The sequence below is a fragment of the Pseudomonas sp. MF09150 genome (assembly GCF_059862355.1).
The window spans coordinates 655327-672805 of the sequence record NZ_JCBCUS010000002.1 but is presented as its reverse complement, the minus strand read 5'-3'; the positions used below and the strand labels follow the sequence as shown (position 1 = coordinate 672805).

Annotated in this window: 20 protein-coding genes and 1 tRNA gene; 11 read left to right on the top strand and 10 right to left on the bottom strand. The window is 63.9% G+C overall.

Annotated features, from left to right (window positions below; translation table 11 throughout):
* Nucleotide 1: 1 nt before the first annotated feature.
* The 9 genes from pgaC (at nucleotide 2) to AC19YX_RS12530 (ending at nucleotide 7144) form a co-directional block, all read left to right on the top strand.
* Nucleotides 2–1348 (top strand): poly-beta-1,6-N-acetyl-D-glucosamine synthase, encoded by a 1347-nt coding sequence (gene pgaC / locus AC19YX_RS12570; RefSeq protein WP_421549356.1) that lies wholly within the window; start codon nucleotides 2–4, stop codon nucleotides 1346–1348.
* Nucleotides 1348–1869: a poly-beta-1,6-N-acetyl-D-glucosamine biosynthesis protein PgaD gene (gene pgaD, locus AC19YX_RS12565; RefSeq protein WP_078469196.1), complete on the top strand. Its 522-nt coding sequence runs from the start codon at nucleotides 1348–1350 to the stop codon at nucleotides 1867–1869. Before pgaC ends, pgaD begins: the two co-directional genes overlap by 1 nt.
* Nucleotides 1870–1953: 84 nt before the next feature.
* Nucleotides 1954–2484 (top strand): hypothetical protein, encoded by a 531-nt coding sequence (locus AC19YX_RS12560; RefSeq protein ID WP_500606355.1) that lies wholly within the window; start codon nucleotides 1954–1956, stop codon nucleotides 2482–2484.
* A gap of 6 nt (nucleotides 2485–2490) precedes the next feature.
* The gene (locus tag AC19YX_RS12555) at nucleotides 2491–2958 is read left to right on the top strand and encodes a hypothetical protein (protein ID WP_500606354.1); all 468 of its coding nucleotides are present in this window, start codon (nucleotides 2491–2493) and stop codon (nucleotides 2956–2958) included.
* Nucleotides 2959–3117: 159 nt separating this feature from the next.
* Nucleotides 3118–3678 carry a YbhB/YbcL family Raf kinase inhibitor-like protein gene (locus AC19YX_RS12550; protein ID WP_020297015.1) on the top strand — a complete coding sequence of 187 codons (561 nt, stop codon included), beginning with the start codon at nucleotides 3118–3120 and terminating at the stop codon, nucleotides 3676–3678.
* A gap of 87 nt (nucleotides 3679–3765) precedes the next feature.
* The gene (locus AC19YX_RS12545) at nucleotides 3766–5532 is read left to right on the top strand and encodes a vWA domain-containing protein (protein WP_500606353.1); all 1767 of its coding nucleotides are present in this window, start codon (nucleotides 3766–3768) and stop codon (nucleotides 5530–5532) included.
* Between the two features lie 37 nt (nucleotides 5533–5569).
* The gene (locus AC19YX_RS12540; RefSeq protein ID WP_078469682.1) at nucleotides 5570–6151 is read left to right on the top strand and encodes an RNA polymerase sigma factor; all 582 of its coding nucleotides are present in this window, start codon (nucleotides 5570–5572) and stop codon (nucleotides 6149–6151) included.
* Entirely contained in the window at nucleotides 6148–6873 is a 726-nt protein-coding gene (locus AC19YX_RS12535) for a hypothetical protein (protein ID WP_500606352.1), read from the top strand. The genes AC19YX_RS12540 and AC19YX_RS12535 overlap by 4 nt, the downstream gene beginning before the upstream one ends.
* 82 nt (nucleotides 6874–6955) lie before the next feature.
* Complete coding sequence (locus AC19YX_RS12530) at nucleotides 6956–7144, top strand: hypothetical protein (RefSeq protein ID WP_500606351.1); 189 nt, start codon at nucleotides 6956–6958, stop codon at nucleotides 7142–7144.
* Nucleotides 7145–7204: 60 nt separating this feature from the next.
* On the opposite strand, the gene AC19YX_RS12525 is transcribed toward AC19YX_RS12530, so the two are convergent.
* The 9 genes from AC19YX_RS12525 to AC19YX_RS12485 all read right to left on the bottom strand — a co-directional run bounded on the left by AC19YX_RS12525 (nucleotide 7205) and on the right by AC19YX_RS12485 (nucleotide 15647).
* Nucleotides 7205–7669 (bottom strand): hypothetical protein, encoded by a 465-nt coding sequence (locus AC19YX_RS12525; protein WP_500606350.1) that lies wholly within the window; start codon nucleotides 7667–7669, stop codon nucleotides 7205–7207.
* Entirely contained in the window at nucleotides 7666–8520 is an 855-nt protein-coding gene (locus tag AC19YX_RS12520) for a hypothetical protein (RefSeq protein ID WP_500606349.1), read from the bottom strand. Before AC19YX_RS12520 ends, AC19YX_RS12525 begins: the two co-directional genes overlap by 4 nt.
* 155 nt (nucleotides 8521–8675) lie before the next feature.
* On the bottom strand, nucleotides 8676–10007 hold the full coding sequence (locus tag AC19YX_RS12515; protein WP_201128875.1) for a carbohydrate porin: 1332 nt from the start codon (nucleotides 10005–10007) through the stop codon (nucleotides 8676–8678).
* A gap of 146 nt (nucleotides 10008–10153) precedes the next feature.
* Entirely contained in the window at nucleotides 10154–10960 is an 807-nt protein-coding gene (locus AC19YX_RS12510; RefSeq protein ID WP_078469205.1) for an HpcH/HpaI aldolase family protein, read from the bottom strand.
* A 15-nt stretch (nucleotides 10961–10975) separates the two neighbouring features.
* Nucleotides 10976–11746, bottom strand: a complete 771-nt coding sequence (lra1, locus tag AC19YX_RS12505) for an L-rhamnose 1-dehydrogenase Lra1 (protein WP_078469206.1) — start codon at nucleotides 11744–11746, stop codon at nucleotides 10976–10978.
* 24 nt (nucleotides 11747–11770) lie between these two features.
* Nucleotides 11771–12829, bottom strand: coding sequence for an L-rhamnose/proton symporter RhaT (gene rhaT / locus AC19YX_RS12500; RefSeq protein WP_500606348.1), 1059 nt, complete (start codon nucleotides 12827–12829; stop codon nucleotides 11771–11773).
* Nucleotides 12830–12890: 61 nt separating this feature from the next.
* The gene (gene rhaM, locus AC19YX_RS12495) at nucleotides 12891–13211 is read right to left on the bottom strand and encodes an L-rhamnose mutarotase (protein WP_201128879.1); all 321 of its coding nucleotides are present in this window, start codon (nucleotides 13209–13211) and stop codon (nucleotides 12891–12893) included.
* 15 nt (nucleotides 13212–13226) lie between these two features.
* Nucleotides 13227–14411 (bottom strand): L-rhamnonate dehydratase, encoded by a 1185-nt coding sequence (rhmD, locus tag AC19YX_RS12490; protein ID WP_500606347.1) that lies wholly within the window; start codon nucleotides 14409–14411, stop codon nucleotides 13227–13229.
* 360 nt (nucleotides 14412–14771) lie between these two features.
* Nucleotides 14772–15647: an amidohydrolase family protein gene (locus AC19YX_RS12485; RefSeq protein ID WP_500606346.1), complete on the bottom strand. Its 876-nt coding sequence runs from the start codon at nucleotides 15645–15647 to the stop codon at nucleotides 14772–14774.
* A 120-nt stretch (nucleotides 15648–15767) separates the two neighbouring features.
* Here AC19YX_RS12485 and AC19YX_RS12480 point away from each other — a divergent pair, with 120 nt between their 5' ends.
* Nucleotides 15768–16712, top strand: coding sequence for a LysR family transcriptional regulator (locus tag AC19YX_RS12480; protein ID WP_500606345.1), 945 nt, complete (start codon nucleotides 15768–15770; stop codon nucleotides 16710–16712).
* Between the two features lie 193 nt (nucleotides 16713–16905).
* Here the strand turns inward: AC19YX_RS12480 and AC19YX_RS12475 are convergent.
* A tRNA-Arg gene (locus AC19YX_RS12475) sits at nucleotides 16906–16982 on the bottom strand.
* A 244-nt stretch (nucleotides 16983–17226) separates the two neighbouring features.
* Between AC19YX_RS12475 and AC19YX_RS12470 the strand changes: the two genes are divergently transcribed.
* Nucleotides 17227–17466: a hypothetical protein gene (locus AC19YX_RS12470; protein WP_500606344.1), complete on the top strand. Its 240-nt coding sequence runs from the start codon at nucleotides 17227–17229 to the stop codon at nucleotides 17464–17466.
* The last annotated feature ends 13 nt before the right edge of the window (nucleotides 17467–17479 follow it).

The following is a 17479-nucleotide window of genomic DNA, read 5'->3' as shown; positions in this document are numbered from 1 at the left end:
CATGATCGATCGACTCTTAGCCCTATTGGTGCTGGCGATTGTCCTCGGGGTGCCGCTGGGCCTTATTTTCCTGGTCACGGGCCAGTTCCTGATGGACTTCGTGTTCTTCTACCCGTTGTTCATGTCGGGGCTGTGGATCGCCGGCGGCCTGTACTACTGGCTGCACTGGGAGCGCCACTGGCCGTGGAAGGAAGACACCCTGCCGCCGGTGCTGGAAGGCGAGCCGCTGATCACCATCCTGATCCCTTGCTACAACGAAGGGGATAACGCCGCCGACACCATCCATGCCGCGCTGGGCCAGCACTACCCGAACATCGAAGTGATCGCCATCAACGATGGCTCCAAGGACAACACCGCCCAGGTCCTCGATGCCCTGGCCCTGCAGGACCCACGCCTGCGTGTGCTGCACCTGGCGGAAAACCAAGGCAAGGCCGTGGCCCTGCGCATGGGCGCCGTGGCTGCGCGCAGCGAATACCTGGTGTGCATCGACGGCGATGCGTTGCTGGCGCCCAATACCGCGGCGTACCTGGTGGCGCCGATGCTGCACAACACCCGTCTCGGGGCAGTGACCGGCAACCCACGGATCCGCACCCGTTCGACCCTGGTCGGTCGGGTGCAGGTCGGCGAGTTCTCCTCGATCATCGGCCTGATCAAGCGCACCCAGCGGGTGTTCGGCAAAGTCTTCACCGTCTCCGGGGTGATCGTCGCCTTCCGTCGCACCGCGTTGCACCGGGTGGGCTACTGGAGCCCGGACATGATCACCGAAGACATCGACATCAGCTGGAAGCTGCAACTGGACCACTGGACGATCTTCTACGAGCCCCGGGCGCTGTGCTGGATCCTGATGCCGGAAACCCTGGGCGGCCTGTGGAAGCAGCGCCTGCGCTGGGCCCAGGGCGGCGCCGAGGTGCTGTTCAAGAACATTCGCGGCATCTGGGAATGGCGCCACCGCTACCTGTGGACCCTGCTGTTCGATTACTGCCTGTCCACCGGCTGGGCCTTCACCTTCCTGTTGTCGGTGATCTTCTGGGCCGTGGGCAAATTCATCGAGATGCCCGAGGCCATCGCCGTGCACCACCTGTTGCCGCCGGCCTTTACCGGCCTGGTGCTGGCAATGGTGTGCCTGATGCAGTTCGCGGTCAGCATCCTGATCGACCGACGATATGAAAAGGACCTGTGGAAGACCATGTTCTGGGTGGTCTGGTACCCCCTGGTGTTCTGGTTCATCAGCTTGCTCACCACACTGGTCAGTTTTCCCAAGGTGCTGTTCGGGAGACATCAGAAACGGGCGCGCTGGGTCAGCCCCGACCGCGGCATCAAGCCGATAGATGATGAGGAGGTGAACTGATGAAAATCATCAGAACCCGTCAACGCCCGTTCCTGGTGGTCGTCGATGTGTTTTTCACCGTACTGGCATGGATTGGCCTGCTGTACCTGTTGGTGCGTGGCCTGTTGCCGCTGGTCGGTTCCCATGAAGGCGGGCCGCGCATCGATGTCAGCCTGCTCGACGCCTTGAGCACCCTGGAGATCTACCTCTGGGTCGCGCTGGTCAACGCCGCATTGCTGATCGGCTGGGCGCGCTACCGACAACTGCGAAGCCGCAATTATCCGCCCCGCCTGCCGGCACCGGTGGTGGATGATCAGCGCCTGAGTGAAACCTTCAACCTCAGCGAAGACAATTTCACCCGCATCCGCCTGCCGGGCACCATGGTCGTGCACAACGACGAAGAGGGCGGCATCAGCCACGTTGCCACCCAGTTCTATCGCATCGAGCCGCAGGACCAATTGCATCCGCCGCTGGCCGCCGTTACGCCGACCCGGGTCATCCACCTGCCGGATGAAGACGGCAAGGGCAAAGACAAGGCCTGAGCCCCTTTGGCACAATGCACCGAACGCTGAAAAGCCCCGTTCCCCGGGGCTTTTTATTGCCCGCTAAAACCAGGGATGAAGCAGATGCACGATGAGTTACCGGCGGCCCTTGCGACCCTTGTCAGCCAGTTGCCGTTGCCCTGGATCACCGTTGCGCCGCAAGCCGGCCCGGCCCTGGATTGGTTGCCCATCTTCGCGTTTGCCCAAGGGCGAGTCGGCATCGGCCTTTCGTCTCAGGGGGCCTGGGTGCAAGTGCATGACCAGCGGGTTATGCCCTGCATCGAGGGTGCGGCGCTGGTGGCGCTGCTGCCGCTGCTGGAGATGCCCCTGGAGCAGGTCCGCGCGCTGCTCAGCGAGGGCCTGGATCGGCATGGATTGCCCCAAGCCATTGGCGAACACTTTCCCTTTGCCCGGGTGGTCGCCACCGGCTTGCTAAGTGCGAGCGAATACTGGACGACCCTGGCCCTGCAATGGGCGGCGGACGGCGTCCGCTGCGCCACGGTGCAGGCAGCCCTGCACACCCTGAGCGAGAACGGACCGACACAGAACGTGCGACACCGGGCTCGGAAACTGGCCCGGCATTTACCGGTCAATGCACTCAGGTCAGGAGAGTAATCAGCGATGACAGATCTGTTTATAAGCGAAGCCGATAGCGCGCTGTTGGCCCGCAGGCTGGCGGAGTTTGCCGTATTCAAGGCGGAGCGTTTGCCGGTGCTGCATCAGTTTGTCGAGGCCATTGGCGGTGAGAATGCCTACGAGGTATTGATTGCACCGGCGAAATTCCTGCCGCTGCTGGAACGCTCCTTCAACCACCTGGAGGTGGAAGAACACAATCGGATCTGGTTGATCACGCGCATTGGCTACTTTATCGGCGAATACCTGCTGACGGCCTATGACGGCTGCTGGCAGGTGGATGAGGATCCCCGGTCGACGGCCTTTGCCCGCTATGTGGTCGGTGAGTTCTCCTACCCGCCGCGGCCAGGCTTGAGTGTCGACCCTTTTGATATCGCCCAGCGCTATGTCGATGGAGCGCTTCCCAGGAGCCTGGCCGGGGAGATTGAGCGGGGTGTGCAGGCGCACCAGGGCTGATCGCCCGGCCGCGTTGATGAAATCCCGTGCTTGCCCATTTACAAGCACCCCCCACCTCAAGCTCAATCACCCCCCGTGCGCTGCACGAACGGTCATGGCCGGTCGTGCAAGCTATAGTCTTCAGCTCACCGACCCTCCGCGTAATAAAGGTGCTTGTGTATGTCTCGCTTTGCTTCTCGCACTACTTGGCTGACCGCCAGTGCCCTGTTGCTGTGCCTGCAACTGCCGGTTCAGGCCCAGGAGCGTTTTACCCTGAATATCCCCGGTGTCACCGATGACCGTCTCTTCACCTCTGGCAGTGCCAGCGATGCCAAGGGCTGTGGCGGGCACAACAATTCGCCGGCGCTGAGCTGGACCGCCGGGCCGGAAGGGACCTTGAGCTATGCGATCGTCATGCACGACCCGGATGGCGCCAAAGGCCAGGGCGTGGATCATTGGGTGCATTACGGAATCAAGCCGACTACCCGGCAGATCGCCGCCGGTGCCGGGAGCAAGTCGACCCTGGAAGGTGTGGGCGGTACCAACAGCAAGAAGACCACCACCTATGTCGGCCCTTGCCCTCCGATTGGCGACAGCGCGCACCACTATGTGATCCAGATCTATGCCCTGGACCTGGCGCCCGACGCGTTGCCGGCCGGCCTGACCCGGGCCCAGTTGCTGGAGAAAATCAACGGCCATGTACTGCGCAACAGCAGCGTGGTGCGGCGCTACGTGCGCTGAAAAAATTTTCACGGGGCTTAACCCGAATTGCACAGGGGCTTCGTCTGAAGGGGGGAATGGATCACTTTTCTCCCGAGGTCAGCCCCCATGTCCCTTCCTCTGCACTACCTTCGTCCGGCCGCACAGGGTTTCGCCGCCGGATTGTTGTTGGCGATCGCCGGTTGCGGCGTTTCTTCCAAGCCGGATGTCACCGCGGCCGAACCAGCCTCGCCGAGCGGGGTATTGATCCCGGCTCCGGCCCCGATCCCGGTTGCGCCGCAGGTGCAGAGCGAAGCGTTGAGGGCCGATGCGGTGGTCAGCAAGCGCAGCATGAGCCGGCCGATGATGACGGCGCCGATGATGGCCGCCGATCAGCAGCCTGCCGGCTATCGCGATGAATCGCGCGAGCAGTACCAGACCCTGCCTGACAACCCGATCCACAGCGTGGCGCAGGCACCGGTCTCGACTTTCAGCGCCGACGTCGACACCGGCGGTTATGCCAATGTGCGGCGCCTGCTGAACCAGGGCAGCCTGCCCCCCGAAGGTGCGGTGCGCCTGGAGGAGATGGTCAATTACTTCCCCTACGATTACGCGCTGCCCAGCGATGGCTCGCCCTTTGGCGTGACCACCGAGCTGGCGCCGTCGCCGTGGAACCCCCACACCCGTCTGCTGCGTATCGGCATCAAGGCTTCGGACCGCGCGGTGGCCGAACTGGCGCCGGCCAACCTGGTGTTTTTGGTTGACGTGTCCGGCTCCATGGACCGCCGCGAAGGCCTGCCTCTGGTAAAAAGCACCCTCAAATTGCTGGTGGACCAACTGCGCGACCAGGACCGCGTGTCGCTGGTGGTGTACGCCGGTGAGTCGCGGGTGGTGCTGGAACCGACTTCCGGGCGCGACAAGGCGAAAATCCGCAATGCCATCGAGCAGCTCACCGCCGGCGGCTCCACGGCGGGTGCTTCGGGTATCGAGCTGGCCTACCAGATGGCGCGCCAGGGGTTTATCAAGGACGGCATCAACCGCATCCTGCTGGCCACCGATGGCGACTTCAACGTCGGTATCAGCGACTTCGACAGCCTCAAGCAGATGGCTGCCGATAAGCGCAAAACCGGGGTCTCGCTGACCACCCTGGGCTTTGGTGTGGATAACTACAACGAGCACCTGATGGAGCAACTGGCCGATGCCGGCGATGGCAACTATGCCTACATCGACAACCTGCGCGAGGCCCGCAAGGTGCTGGTGGATCAACTCAGCTCGACCCTGGCGGTGGTGGCCAAGGACGTGAAGCTGCAGGTGGAATTCAACCCGGCCCAGGTCAGCGAGTATCGCTTGCTGGGCTACGAGAACCGCGCGCTCAAGCGTGAGGACTTCAACAACGACAAGGTCGATGCCGGGGAAATTGGCGCCGGGCACACGGTGACTGCGCTCTATGAAATCGTGCCCAAGGGCGAGAAGGGCTGGCTCGAACCCCTGCGCTATGCCTCGGGCAAGGCGGCAGGCGAGAGCAGCAACAACCCGGAACTGGCGATGTTGCGCGTGCGCTACAAGGCGCCCGAAGGCGGTAGCAGCCGCTTGATCGAGCGCCCGATCATGTCGCAGTCCCAGCCTGCCACGCTGGCGGCGGCCAGCACCGACCTGCGTTTTGCCGCGGCCGTGGCGGCGTTCTCGCAGCTGCTCAAGGACGGGCGCTACACCGGCAGTTTCAGCCTCGACGACACCCTGAAGCTGGCGCGTGGCGCCCGGGGCGATGACCATTACGGCCTGCGCGGCGAGTTCGTGCAGCTGGTTGAACTGGCGCAAAGCCTGCAAACTCAGGCCCCACAACCCGGCCTGGCCGCGCAGCGCGACGACAGCCAGATCCAGAGCCGACTTGAATGACACCATGATCCGCAGCGAACAGGAGTTGATCAGCACTATGGCGGCTGCGAACCCACCCTCCGCCGCCAGCAGCGATGAAGCGCTGCTGGCGCGCTACCGCGCCGGTGATCCGGCGGCCTTCGAGGTGCTGTATCAGCGCCATCGCCAGGGGCTGTACCGCTTTCTCCTGGGCCTGTGCAACAAGCCCGAGCTGGCCGAAGAGGTGTACCAGGACACCTGGCTGAGCCTGATCCGCAGCACCAGCCAGCCCCAGGGCCGGGCGACCTTTCGCACCTGGCTGTACCAGATCGCCCGTAACCGGCTGATCGATCACTGGCGCAAGCACGGGCAGCGCAACCCGTTGCACGACAGCTACGACGAGCAAATGCACGGTGAGGTCGATGACGCGCCGGGCCCGGAGCAACAGTTGAGCCTGAGCCGTGACCAGCAGCGCATCGACGCGGCCCTCGAAGACTTGCCGGCCGACCAGCGCGAAGTGTTCCTGCTGCGTGCCCATGGCGACCTGGACTTGCCGGAGATCGCCAGCCTCACCCAAACCCCGCTGGAAACCGTAAAGAGCCGTTTCCGTTATGCGTTGAAAAAACTGCGTCGGCTCCTGGCCGAGGAGGTACTCACATGACTGACGCCCGACAAACGCCACCTTCTGTCGAAGAACAGATGCTCAAGCACATCCGCCAGCACAGCGTGGGCGAGCCCCCGGCCAGCCTCGATGCACTGATTCTGGCCAGCGCCCGGCGTGAACTGCCAAAACCCGCGCCGAGCCTGTGGCAGCGCTGGTTGCAGGCCTGTCAGAAACCGCGCCTGCAGATGGCGTTCGCCAGCCTGTTTGGCGTGGCCTTGATCCTGGTGCTGGTCCAGCGTTCGCCGGATCATTACCCGACGCCGACCATGGCACCCGCGCCGGCTCCCGCTCCCGCCTCCGCGCCCATTGCGCCCATGGCCCGGCAAATGGCCGAGCCAGCCCCCGCCGAGCTGGCCGAGCGCGTGCCGGAGCCGATGGTGCAGGGCGCGATGTCTGCGCCTGCTCCACGCCCGGCGGCGTCCATGGGCGGTTTGTCGGCCAGCCCCGCCGCCCGGGAGTACAGCGACCAAACCCAGATGCTCAGCGACGAGGCCTCGGCCCAGGTAGCCAAGCCCATGGCCGATCAGGCCAAGGGCAAGCCCATGCTCAGCAAGCGGGCGGCGGTCCCGTTGCGGTCGGTGGACGACGAGTTGCGGGAGGTGTTGCGCCTGCGTGAAGCGGGGCAGGTGAAGGAGGCTGACCAGCGTCTGGAGGCTTTGCACAAGCGTTATCCACAGCTGGACGTGCAGGCTCGGTTGCAGGACTTGCAGCGGCCATGATGCAAAAGGCTGCGCAAAAATTGGTCTGCGGCGCTGAAAGCGAGCACTATCGAGCCCAGGTCCGCAAAGTGGGAGATTGGCCATGGCGCCACGTATCGACGGCATCGCCAAACTATTGAATTGCCCGACCAAGGGCAATGACATACGCCAGGCGATCAAGCAGAGCCGCAAGGATTTCGGTCTGGAAGCTGAGGCAGAAGATGACGAAGGGGAGCCATTGCCGGCTCCCGGTAGCGCGGAGCCCCCGGTCCCCGATACCGACACGAAATAACGCCGCGAGCACGCTCGCGGCGTTTTGGTTTGACAGCCCCGCCTGTACTGCCCTCGATGCTTAGTGGTAGGGCGAACTCTTCAAGTCGAGAAACTCGGGCGGGCAGCCGGCCTCCCGCATGCGCTGGCCACGGTTGGGGTACAGCTGCCATTGGGTTTCCAGCTGCCAGCGATACCACGTCAGGTGCTGGACTATCCGCCGCCGGCAAAGCGGCGACAGTTCCGCCAGCCAGTCGGGACCGTCCGGTGCCCGGCGCAGGCGCGTCGCGTAATAACCGAAGAGGTTTTCCCGCAGGCTGAAGCCATCGTCCAGGGTTTCTTCGAGGCTGTGCACATACAGTTCGAAACTCTCGCGCAGTTGCTGCTCGCCTTCGGCATGGTCGCGAACGTAGAGAAAAATATCCGTCCAGTTGATGCTGAACAGGTGGTCGCCCCAGTCGGGATCACGGGTGAAGTACGGGCCCTGTCCGCGAAAGAACTGCGGGATTTCCTGGCGCTGCAGGGCATCTTCGAAATTGTTGCTCATGGGCGGGGTTCCTCGCGTGAACCTTGGACGTTGCTGATGCTGACCGACAGCGCCACGCATTCGATCAGGCAGTCGAAACCGATCTGCAGTTGTAGAAAATACCCGCCCGGCACTGCGGTGATTCGGGTCCGGGCGCGGCCATCGAAGCGGGTGCCGCTGACCGCCAGGTCGCTGATCCCTTGCACCCTCAGGTCCAGGGCGCAATGGCTCGGCGCCTGGCTGTCCGGCCAGGTGGAAGGTCGTGATGTCAGGCGCGTCAGAGCGCCCGCCAGGTGCAGGCTCAGTTGCTCGTCTTGAAACACCGGGCCCCGGGTGGCCAGGTCATAGGGGCTGGCCGCCATGCCGAATACGGCTTTCCAGGCTGCGGGGTTATCGACGGCGAACAGCCAGTCGTAAGTGCCCAGGTCGCGCTCGGGGAGGGTCCGGCAGTGCGCCAGGGACGGCAGGCTGGCGCGGCTCAGATCATCGCGCCAGAGCTCCTGGGCAGCGCTCAGCAGGCGCTGGAAAAAATCCCGGCTGTTTTCGATCCTGGCCGGCCAGGTGGAGGGCCACTGACTGTCTTCGTAGTCGTCTTCGTCGTCCTCCCACACGTGCTGGAAGTCATAGCCAGGGTCGGCCAGGGCTTCTTGCAGCACTTCCACCAACAGCCGCCGATGGCGAAAATTTTCCTCGCCGTGGGTGCGGGCCAGACAATGCTGGCGGATCAGGTAGTCGCGGTCTTCGTCGGCGTTGGGGTTGTAGCGGCTGAGTTCGGCGTCGAGGGCGGGGGGCATGTCATAGCGCATAAAGCAGCTGACCCAATGCCGCAGGCTCGGCTGGTAAGGCTGGTTGGAACCGGGGTGGCACAGCATCGGGACCTCCTGTCCGGGCTCGGCGCGAGGCGCCGCGAACCTGGCCGGGACGCTGGTCATGCAGCGCCCTCTGGCGAAAGGCGCGAATGTAGCAAGTTGCGCCCCGCCACGACAGCTTCGGCAACCGGCTGCCGGCAGGGCGCGATCACTGCACCTCAGAAATCGGCGATAAATTGCACGCCGCCCACCACGGCCGAGTCGGTCTGGGTCACGCCGCCGGGGTATTTCACGTATTGCAGGTTGGGCCGCACCATCAGCCAGCGGGTGGCCTGGTAGCCGTAGTTGATCTCGTAGCTGTATTCGCGCTTTTGCTCCGGCACATAGAGTGCGTCGTCGATGGACGTCACCCCGTGGTCGGCATTGAGCACCTGAGCGTTACGGCTGTAGCGGTCGTTGACCTTGAGCCGCGAGGCGCCCAGACCAATGGTGTCATCCGGGCGCGAGGCGAACGGGCCGCGATAGATCAGGCCGACCTGGATCAGGTTCTCGATCATGCTGCTGTCCGGATCGTTGAAGGTCATGTTGGTGAACACATTCAACCCGCGTTTGTTGTTGCCCTCCACCGTGGTCAACTGCTGCTGGGCCGAGAGCCACCAACCGCTGTTGTCGCGGTACTTTTTGTAGGGCTGGCCGCTGCGGGCGGCATCGTTGCCGTCGGCGTCCTTGAGCATGTCGCGACCGTCGACATCGCTGTAGTAGTAACCCAGGTGGTACTCGGACGAGAGGTCGTTGATCCGGCCTTTCCACACCGCTTCCAGCGGGAAGCTGGTGCCCACCGAACCTGCGATAAACGGCTTGAAGCCATTGCTCAGCTCGGCGTTGCCGGGGTTTTTGTCATAGGCGCCGGCCTGCACGTAGAACTCGGGGGTGAAGTGGTAGCGCACGCGGATCGCCCACTGGCTGATGGGGAAGCTGTTCCAGGTGCCGTTCCAGTTGCCTTCCTGGGAGCCGCACAGGGTCACGTTCTGGAATTCGCAGGGGAACTGGTCGAAGTCTTCGCCATGGCCGAAGCGCCCCAGTTTCACTGCCAGCCTGCGCTCGAAGAACTTCTGCTCGTACCACAGCTGCGACAGGCGCCAGGCATTGCCGCCGCCGTAGACCTCCATGGTCGACGTCATGCCGGTGGCGTCGGGGTGGTGCACCCGGTCATTGGTGATGTCCTTGCCATGGCGTTCGCCGATGCCGATGCGCAAGGTCGCGTCCTGCCAGCCCAGGAGCTTCTGCAGGTCCATGTCGACACCGAGAATGATCTGGTCGCTGAGCCGCGCCGTGGTGCTGCTGTCATAACCGCCGGCGAGGTTGGAGCCCAGCTCGGCGACGTATTTGAGGGTGAAGTCAAAACCCTGCTGCGCCAGTTTTTGCCGCTGGCCGTTCCAGTCTCCCAGCAGCCACGGCGACTCGGCGTCGAGGGCATCGTAGGCGAAGGCACCAGCGGAAAAACCACTGGCCAGCAAGCACAGTACAGCCCCGGATAAGTGTTTGTTCATGAGCGGATTTACCTGTTGTTATTGTTGTGGGCACAGCCCTGCGCGAGGATTTCCGGGCGCAGTGATCCGCGACGTGGTGGCCACGCCGTTCGCGGAATGTTTAAAAAAAGCCCGGGCCTGCTCAGGCAGACCCGTAAAGGTTCGGCTCAGTAAGTGCGGGAGGGGCCTGTCGCCGGGGCGCCGTCCGGCTCGCGATAGCGCGCCAGATTGTTCAGCGCGGCCTGGCGGAACAGGCTGATATCGATGCCCACGGCAATGAACTGGCAACCCCATTCGCGATAGCGGCGGGCGTCCTCTTCAAAGGGCGCGAGGATCCCGGCGATCTTGCCGGCGGCCAGGGTGGCATCGATGGCGGTGCGGATCTGCGCCTGCACCTCGGGGTGTCCGGGGTTGCCAGGAAAGCCCAGACCTGAAGACAGGTCCGCCGGGCCGACAAACACCGCGTGCACGCCTTCGACGGCGGCGATATCGGCGACGTTTTCCACCCCCAGTTTCGATTCCACCTGGACGATCAGGCACAGCTCTTCATGGGCCGTGGCCAGGTAGTCGGGCACCCCGTCCCAGCGCGTTGCCCGGGCCAGGCCGCCACCGACGCCGCGAATGCCGTGGGGCGGATAACGCATGGCGCGCACCAGTTGCCGCGCCTGCTCGGCGGTTTCGACCATGGGCACCATCAGGCTCTGTACACCGATATCCAGCAGTTGCTTGATCAGGCTGCTGTCGCCATTGACCGCCCGTACCACCGGCGCGCTGGCGTAGGGCGCCACTGCCTGGAGCTGGGCGAGGATGCTGGGCACGGTGTTGGGCGCGTGTTCGCCATCGATCAGCAGCCAGTCGTAGCCGGTGCTGGCGGCGATTTCCGCGGCGTAGCCGGTGGCAAAACCGGCCCACAAGCCGTATTGGGTGGTACTGCCGGCCAGGGCAGCCTTGAAGCGGTTAGGGGGCATCTGCATGGCGAGGCTCCTGGGTTATTGCAGGTTGACGAACAGACCGCCGTCCACCAACAGGGCGGCGCCGGTGACGTAGCGGGCCATGTCGGACGCGAGAAATACGATCGGCCCAGCGATGTCATGGGGTTCGCCGAGGCGGCCCAGGGGCGTGCGCTTGACCATGTACTCGCGTTTTTCCGGATCGGCGAAGTCGTCCTTGTTGATGTCGGTGGCGATCGACCCCGGCAGCACCGAGTTGCAGCGAATGCCATAGGGCCCCAGGGCAATGGCGCAGGACTGCATCAGCGAATGCAGGCCGGCCTTGGTCGGCGTGTAGTGGGTTTGCATGCCGCCGCCCACCAGGGCGCTGATGGAGCTGACGGCGATGATCGCGCCGCCGCTGCCCTGGCGTTTCATCTGGTTGGCTGCGGCCTGCACTGCGAAGTAGGCGCCATTGAGGTTGGTGTTCACCGTCTTCAGGTACACCTCCTTGGGCATGTCGAGGAAGGAGTGGAAGGGGCAGATGCCGGCGTTGTTGACGAACACATCGACACTGCCGAAGGCCTCGACGGCGGCATCCACCAGGCGCTCGCCGGTGTCGAGGTCGGCGGCGTCGCTGCCGATCTGGATCGCCTGGCCGCCGAAGGCCTCGATCTCCTTGAGCAGGGACGCGGCGGACTCGTGGCCCTGGGCGCTGCCGCTGTGGGCGACCACCACCCGGCCACCTTGGCGGGCGCATTCGAGGGCCGCAGCGCGGCCGATGCCACGGGAGGCGCCGGTGATGATGACAGTCTTGTCTTTGAGCAACATAAAGAGACTCCTTTGGAAGTGGGATCAGCCCAGGTAATTGTCGTAGCCAACCATGGCGATGGACGCCAGGATCACCGCGATGCCCAGTAGCAGCACCTGTTTGGTTCGAGCGCTGGTGCCCTGCCATTCACGGAAGTACAGGCCCCAGAAGTTGGACACGATGATGATGAACGACATGTGCAACACCCAGGAGCTGGCGTCGTTGTGCATGCGGCTGGCGCCCATGCCGTAGAAGAAAAACTGCAGGAACCACAGGGTGCCGGCCGTGGCCACCAACAGGTAGTTGCGCAGCAGCGGGGTCGAGCGGTCGGTGTAGTTGTGGAAGGTGCGGTTGCGGTAGTTCAGCCACAGGCACCAGAGGCCGTTGGTGGTCAGGCCGCCCCACATGATCACCATAAAGGTCACGTTGTTCTGGAACAGGCTGTTGGCGCCGTGGGCGATGGCGGCTTCGGCCAGGGGTTGGCCGGCAGCGATACCGTAGCTGAAGCAGGCACTGAGCACCCCGGAGATCAGCGCCACCAGGGCGCCCTTGGCCAGGGAGAACTCTTTGACGCTTTCGAACTTGGTGCTGTCCGGTACTTCCCGCTCCTTGACCAGCCCGGCGCGGCCGCACAGGGCGATGCCCAGCAGCGACACCAGAACGCCGATCAGTACCCAATGGCCACCGGGGTTGCCGAGCATTTCGCTGAAGGTGCCGGCCTGGGCATCGGTGAACAGATCGCGGTAGATCGGTGGCATCAGCGCGCCCAGGGCCGAGGTCAGGCCCATGATCAGCGACATGCCCAGGGACAGCCCGAGGTAGCGCATGGTCAGGCCGAACGTCAGCCCGCCGATGCCCCAGAGCACGCCGAAAAAGTAGGTCCAGAACAGGGTGACGCCGTCGGCGTTGCGCAGGATCTCGACAAAGCCCGGCACCGTGAGTTGCGCGGCAATCAGCGGCACCACCAGCCAGGACACCAGGCCGCCGGTGATCCAGTAGCTTTCCCAGGCCCAGCCACCCACTTTCTTGTAGGGGATATAGAAACTGCCGGAGGCGAAGCCGCCGATAAAGTGCAGGATCACTCCCAGAAAAATGATTTCCACGTTGCGCTTTCCTTCTTATTTTTATCAGCGATAAGGGCCGACACCGAGGCGCCGGCACGGTTCAAGGGCGTGGCAGGTCGAACATCGGTTGCAGCTCCACGCTCAGCGGCGAGCCGTCGGGGTGGCTGGGCATGATGTCTTGCATGTATTGCCACCAGCGTTGCATCACCGGGTGTCGGGGCAAGTCGTCCAGGCCGTGGGCGTCCTGGTGGGTCATCACCGCGAACAGGGCGTGGCTCTGGGGGTCGAGGAAGATTCGGTAATCCTCGATCCCGGCCCCGTGCAGCAAGGCCACCAGCTCCGGCCAGATTTGATCGTGGCGGCGCAGGTATTCCTGCGCCTGACCGGGGTTGAGGTTCATCCGAAAAGCACGGGTCTGCATGGCGTGGCTCCTCGATCAGCGTGGGTAAGGGCGGTTCAGCACGCACTCGGGGTTGAGCTCGACGCCGAAGCCGGGCTTGTCCAATGCCGAGGCGCGCATGCGGCCGTTGACCGGCACCGGTTCGCCCAGCAGTTGCGGGGAAAACATCGGCACGATCTGGTCGGCCTTGGGCGACATGTTGAGGAACTCGGCGAACGGGCTGTTGGTGCGAGTGATCACGAAGTGGTAGCTGTACACCGACGAGCCGTGGGGCACGACCATGGCGTTGTGGGCATCGGCCAGGGCCGAGATCTTGATCAGCTCGGTGATCCCGCCGCACCAGCCGACGTCCGGCTGGATGATGTCGCAGCAGCCCATTTCCAGCAGCATGCGAAAGCCCCAGCGCGTGGCCTCATGTTCGCCGGTGGTGACCAGCATGCCGCTCGGCACGTTTTTGCGCAGGGCGGCGTAGCCCCAGTAATCGTCCGGCGGCAGAGCCTCTTCGATCCACTTCAGGCCGAATTCGGCGGCGCCCTTGGCCAGGCGCGTGGCGTAGTTCAGGTCCAGGCTCATCCAGCAGTCGAACATCAGCCAGAAATCATCGCCGACTTTTTCGCGCATATGGGCCAGGTGCTCAAGGTTCTTGCGCAGGCCCTCTTCGCCTTCGGCAGGGCCGTATTGCAGGGGCATCTTGCCGCCGATAAAGCCCATCTCCTTGGCCAGGTCCGGGCGGGCGCCGGTGCAGTAGAACTGCAACTCATCGCGCACCGCCCCGCCCAGCAGTTGGTGCACCGGCTCTTTACGGATCTTGCCGAGCAAGTCCCAGAGCGCCAGGTCGACCCCGGAAATGGTGTTGAGGACGATGCCCTTGCGGCCGTAGTAGAGGGTCGCGTGGTACATCTGGTCCCAGATTTTTTCGATGTCGGTGACCTTGGCCCCTTCAAGGAAGCGCGCCAGGTGCTTCTCGACAATAAAGGCGCCGATCTCACCGCCGGTGGTCACCGCAAAACCGACGGTGCCGTCGCTGGCCTCGATCTCCACCACCAGTGTGCCGAGCACGTTGATGCCGAAGCTCTGGCGGCTCTGGCGATATTCCGGGTAGCGGCCCATGGGGGTGCAGATGTGATCGTCGATCCAGTGGCCGGCCGCCTGGTCGTGGTAGTCGGCGCCGCCTCCGGTGAGGGTGAAGGCGCGAACCTGCTTGATGGTCGGTGTGCTCATAAAGCTCTCCTGCAAGGCAAAGGGGCAAACAGCGGGCGAGTCGAAGACCCGGGCTGAAGGTGTCAGCCGTGGCGGCGTGGAAGTCGGTGGGGGCAAGGCGGACGCGTCTGCAGCGACGGCGCAGCGAAATGTGGGCAAGACCATGTAGGGCTGTTCATCACGCCGGTTTCCTTATTGGAGTTATCGGGGCGTAAAGGGTGGGCAGCGCCTGCGGGGAGCAGGCCGTGCCGAAGTGCATGGGAGGGAGCTTACGGAGGCGGATTGATGCTGACTAATTCAAATAAACTTAATACTGATGCCCTCAAGGTATCGATTGCGCCACCCGCCACCCGCCACCTGTAGCCGCTGCCTCGGCAGCGGCTACAGCTTCAAGCCATACGCCTGCGCCGCATTGCGATAAAAAAACTTCTCCTGGGCCGCCAGGGAGTACTGCGCGATGCAGCGTTTCACCAAGCCAAGGGTGGTGTCGAAATCCGCCACCTGCTCACTGTTCGGCCAGTCGCTGCCAAAGAAACACCGGTCCTCGCCAAATGCCTGCCACAGGCCATCGATCCGCTCCCGGTAAAACCCCGGGTCGAGCCGCAATTGCCCTTCGCGAACCTGCGGAATCTCCGCCAGCTTGGCGAACACATTGGGGCGCTGCGCCAGCTCCTCGATCCGCCGCATAAAAGCTCGCTCCTCGCCGGGCTCGATCGTGGCGTTGGGCAGGTGATCGATGACGATCCGCAGTTGCGGCAGGCGCTCGCTGAGCTTCAACAGGCCATCCAGCAGGCGCCCGTCGGGGTTGGCACTGTCCAGGCTGCGCCCGCTGGCGGCGAGGGCCCGCAGGTTGTCGATAAACCTGGGTTGGTCCTGATCCGCCAACAGGTCGTGGTCCCACAGGTTGCCGTAGCGCAAGCCGAGAAACAGCGGCTCCTGCTCCAGCCATTCCAGCTCCTGGCGAAACTGGCCGTGGGCCGGGTCCAGGTTGCCGACGAAACCCAGCATCCGCGGATCGCCACGCAAGGTTTCGAGCAGCCAGCGGTTGTCCCCGACCCAGGGGCTGGCCTCCACCGCGATCGCGCCGGTGATGCCATGGGCCGGGGCCAGGGTCCAGTAATGTTCGGGCAGATGAGGCGCGTAAATGCTGTCGGCCGGGGTCGGCCACGGGATGCCTTCGGCACGGCGCGGATCGAACAGGTGGATGTGGCAGTCGATGATCGGGCCGGCATAGACGGCGGGGGCGAGGGCGCTCACAGGCGATCTCCATTGTTATTGTCGGGGGCTTCGGAATAACAAACCCGACCCGCAAAAGCTAATAGGGGATTGGGGCATTGCGATACCCTGCGGGTATCAGAACAACAATAGGGTGCCTTTATGTCGACGCCGATCACCGCCCGCAGCCTGTTCAACCGTCTGCGCTACAAGCACCTGCTGATGCTGGTGACCCTGGGCAACAGCCAGAACCTGCACCGCGCCGCCGAAGCCTTGAACATGTCGCAACCGGCCACCACGCGCATGCTCCAGGAAATCGAAGAAGCCTTCGGCTGCACCCTGTTCGAACGCCAATCCCGGGGTATGCGCGCCACGGTCCTCGGCGAAGAATTGCTGCGCTTCGCCCGTGCCGCCCTCAACGGCCTGGAGCGTTGCGCCGAAGACCTCACCGACCGCCAGGCCGGCGGTTACGGTTACTTGTCGGTGGGCGCGATCATGGGCGCGGTGCCGGACCTGGTGGTGCAATCCATCGCCGAGATGAAAGCCAGCCACCCGCTGCTGCGCCTGCGGATCATGGGCGACACCAGCGACCAGCTCAGCGAGTTGCTGGACCAGCGCCGTATCGATGTGGCCGTGGCGCGCCTGTCCCACGCCCAGGACCGTCAGCGCTTCGCCTTCGAACCCCTGGGCAACGAACACCTGGCCGTGGTCGTGCGCGCCGGCCACCCGCTGACCCAGGTCACCGCCCCCAACCTCGCGGAAATGGTCGAAGCCTGGCCCTGGATCCTGCAACCCGACACCAGCCCCGCCCGCGTCGCCCTGGAAAACGCCTTCGCCCGCCTCGACGTCGCCTCCCCCAGTGACGTCATCGAATGCACCTCGGTGTTCGCCATGCTGCAACTGGTGCAAATCACCGACGCGATCCTGGTCCTCACCGACACCGTGGTCCGCGATCACGTGCACACCGGTTTGCTGACGGCCCTGGACCTGGAGATAGAAGAGCAGTTGAGCCCGTTCGGGGTGATGCTGAGGAAGGACGAGCCGCTGAGTCGGGAGTTGGAGATTTTCTTGAACATGCTGCGCGAGAGGGCGCAGCGCAGAGCTTGAAAAGAGGGGGCGGCAAGCGGTTCGGCCTGTTCGCGCAGGCTTTGCTTGAACGATGGCTGGCGCAGCCCAGATGCTCGGTCAAACACGTGCGGTGCAGAGCGAGCGGTAAAAAGACGGCTATCCGTATGCCGCTGGTTTTCCCTGGCCACAAAAAAGCCCCAGGCCATAAGACCTGGGGCTTTTTCGATGTATCTGGTGCACCCGGCGGGATTCGAACCCACGACCCCTGCCTTCGGAGGGCAGTACTCTATCCAGCTGAGCTACGGATGCAGTGCGGGCGACATCATACCCATGTCCGCCCGGGGCGTCCACGCCGGTTTTTGTTTCGCTCGCGGGGCGTGGGGGCGGGGTGTGCAGGCGCTGCTGTTCATCACCTATTGGGCCGACGACCAGCGGTAAAGGCAGATAGCCATCACCGCTTTGACTTTGCGCTAAAGTCGTTGGGCGACTTTTAACCGGCTGTTGCCATTGTGTCTTGGCGCTGTCGCACAGTCCCTTTATCAAGGAGAGAAATATGCCCGATTCCCTGGTCAATCCGCAGGCCGCTGACGTGCTGACCCAGACCACCCACCAGGCCCATGGGCTGGCCTCGCCGTCGCCCGCCGCTTACTTCGATGGCGACAGCAAGCTGGCGCTGGCGGCCCAGGCGGTGTTGCTCAAGCAGATGCCTGGAGGCCCTGGCCAAGAAGCGCCGCTCGCACCCACAGAGGACGCCTTGGTGATCGTGAGCAGCGACGTGCCGCTGGGCGCCTGATTCTTGCGAGTCT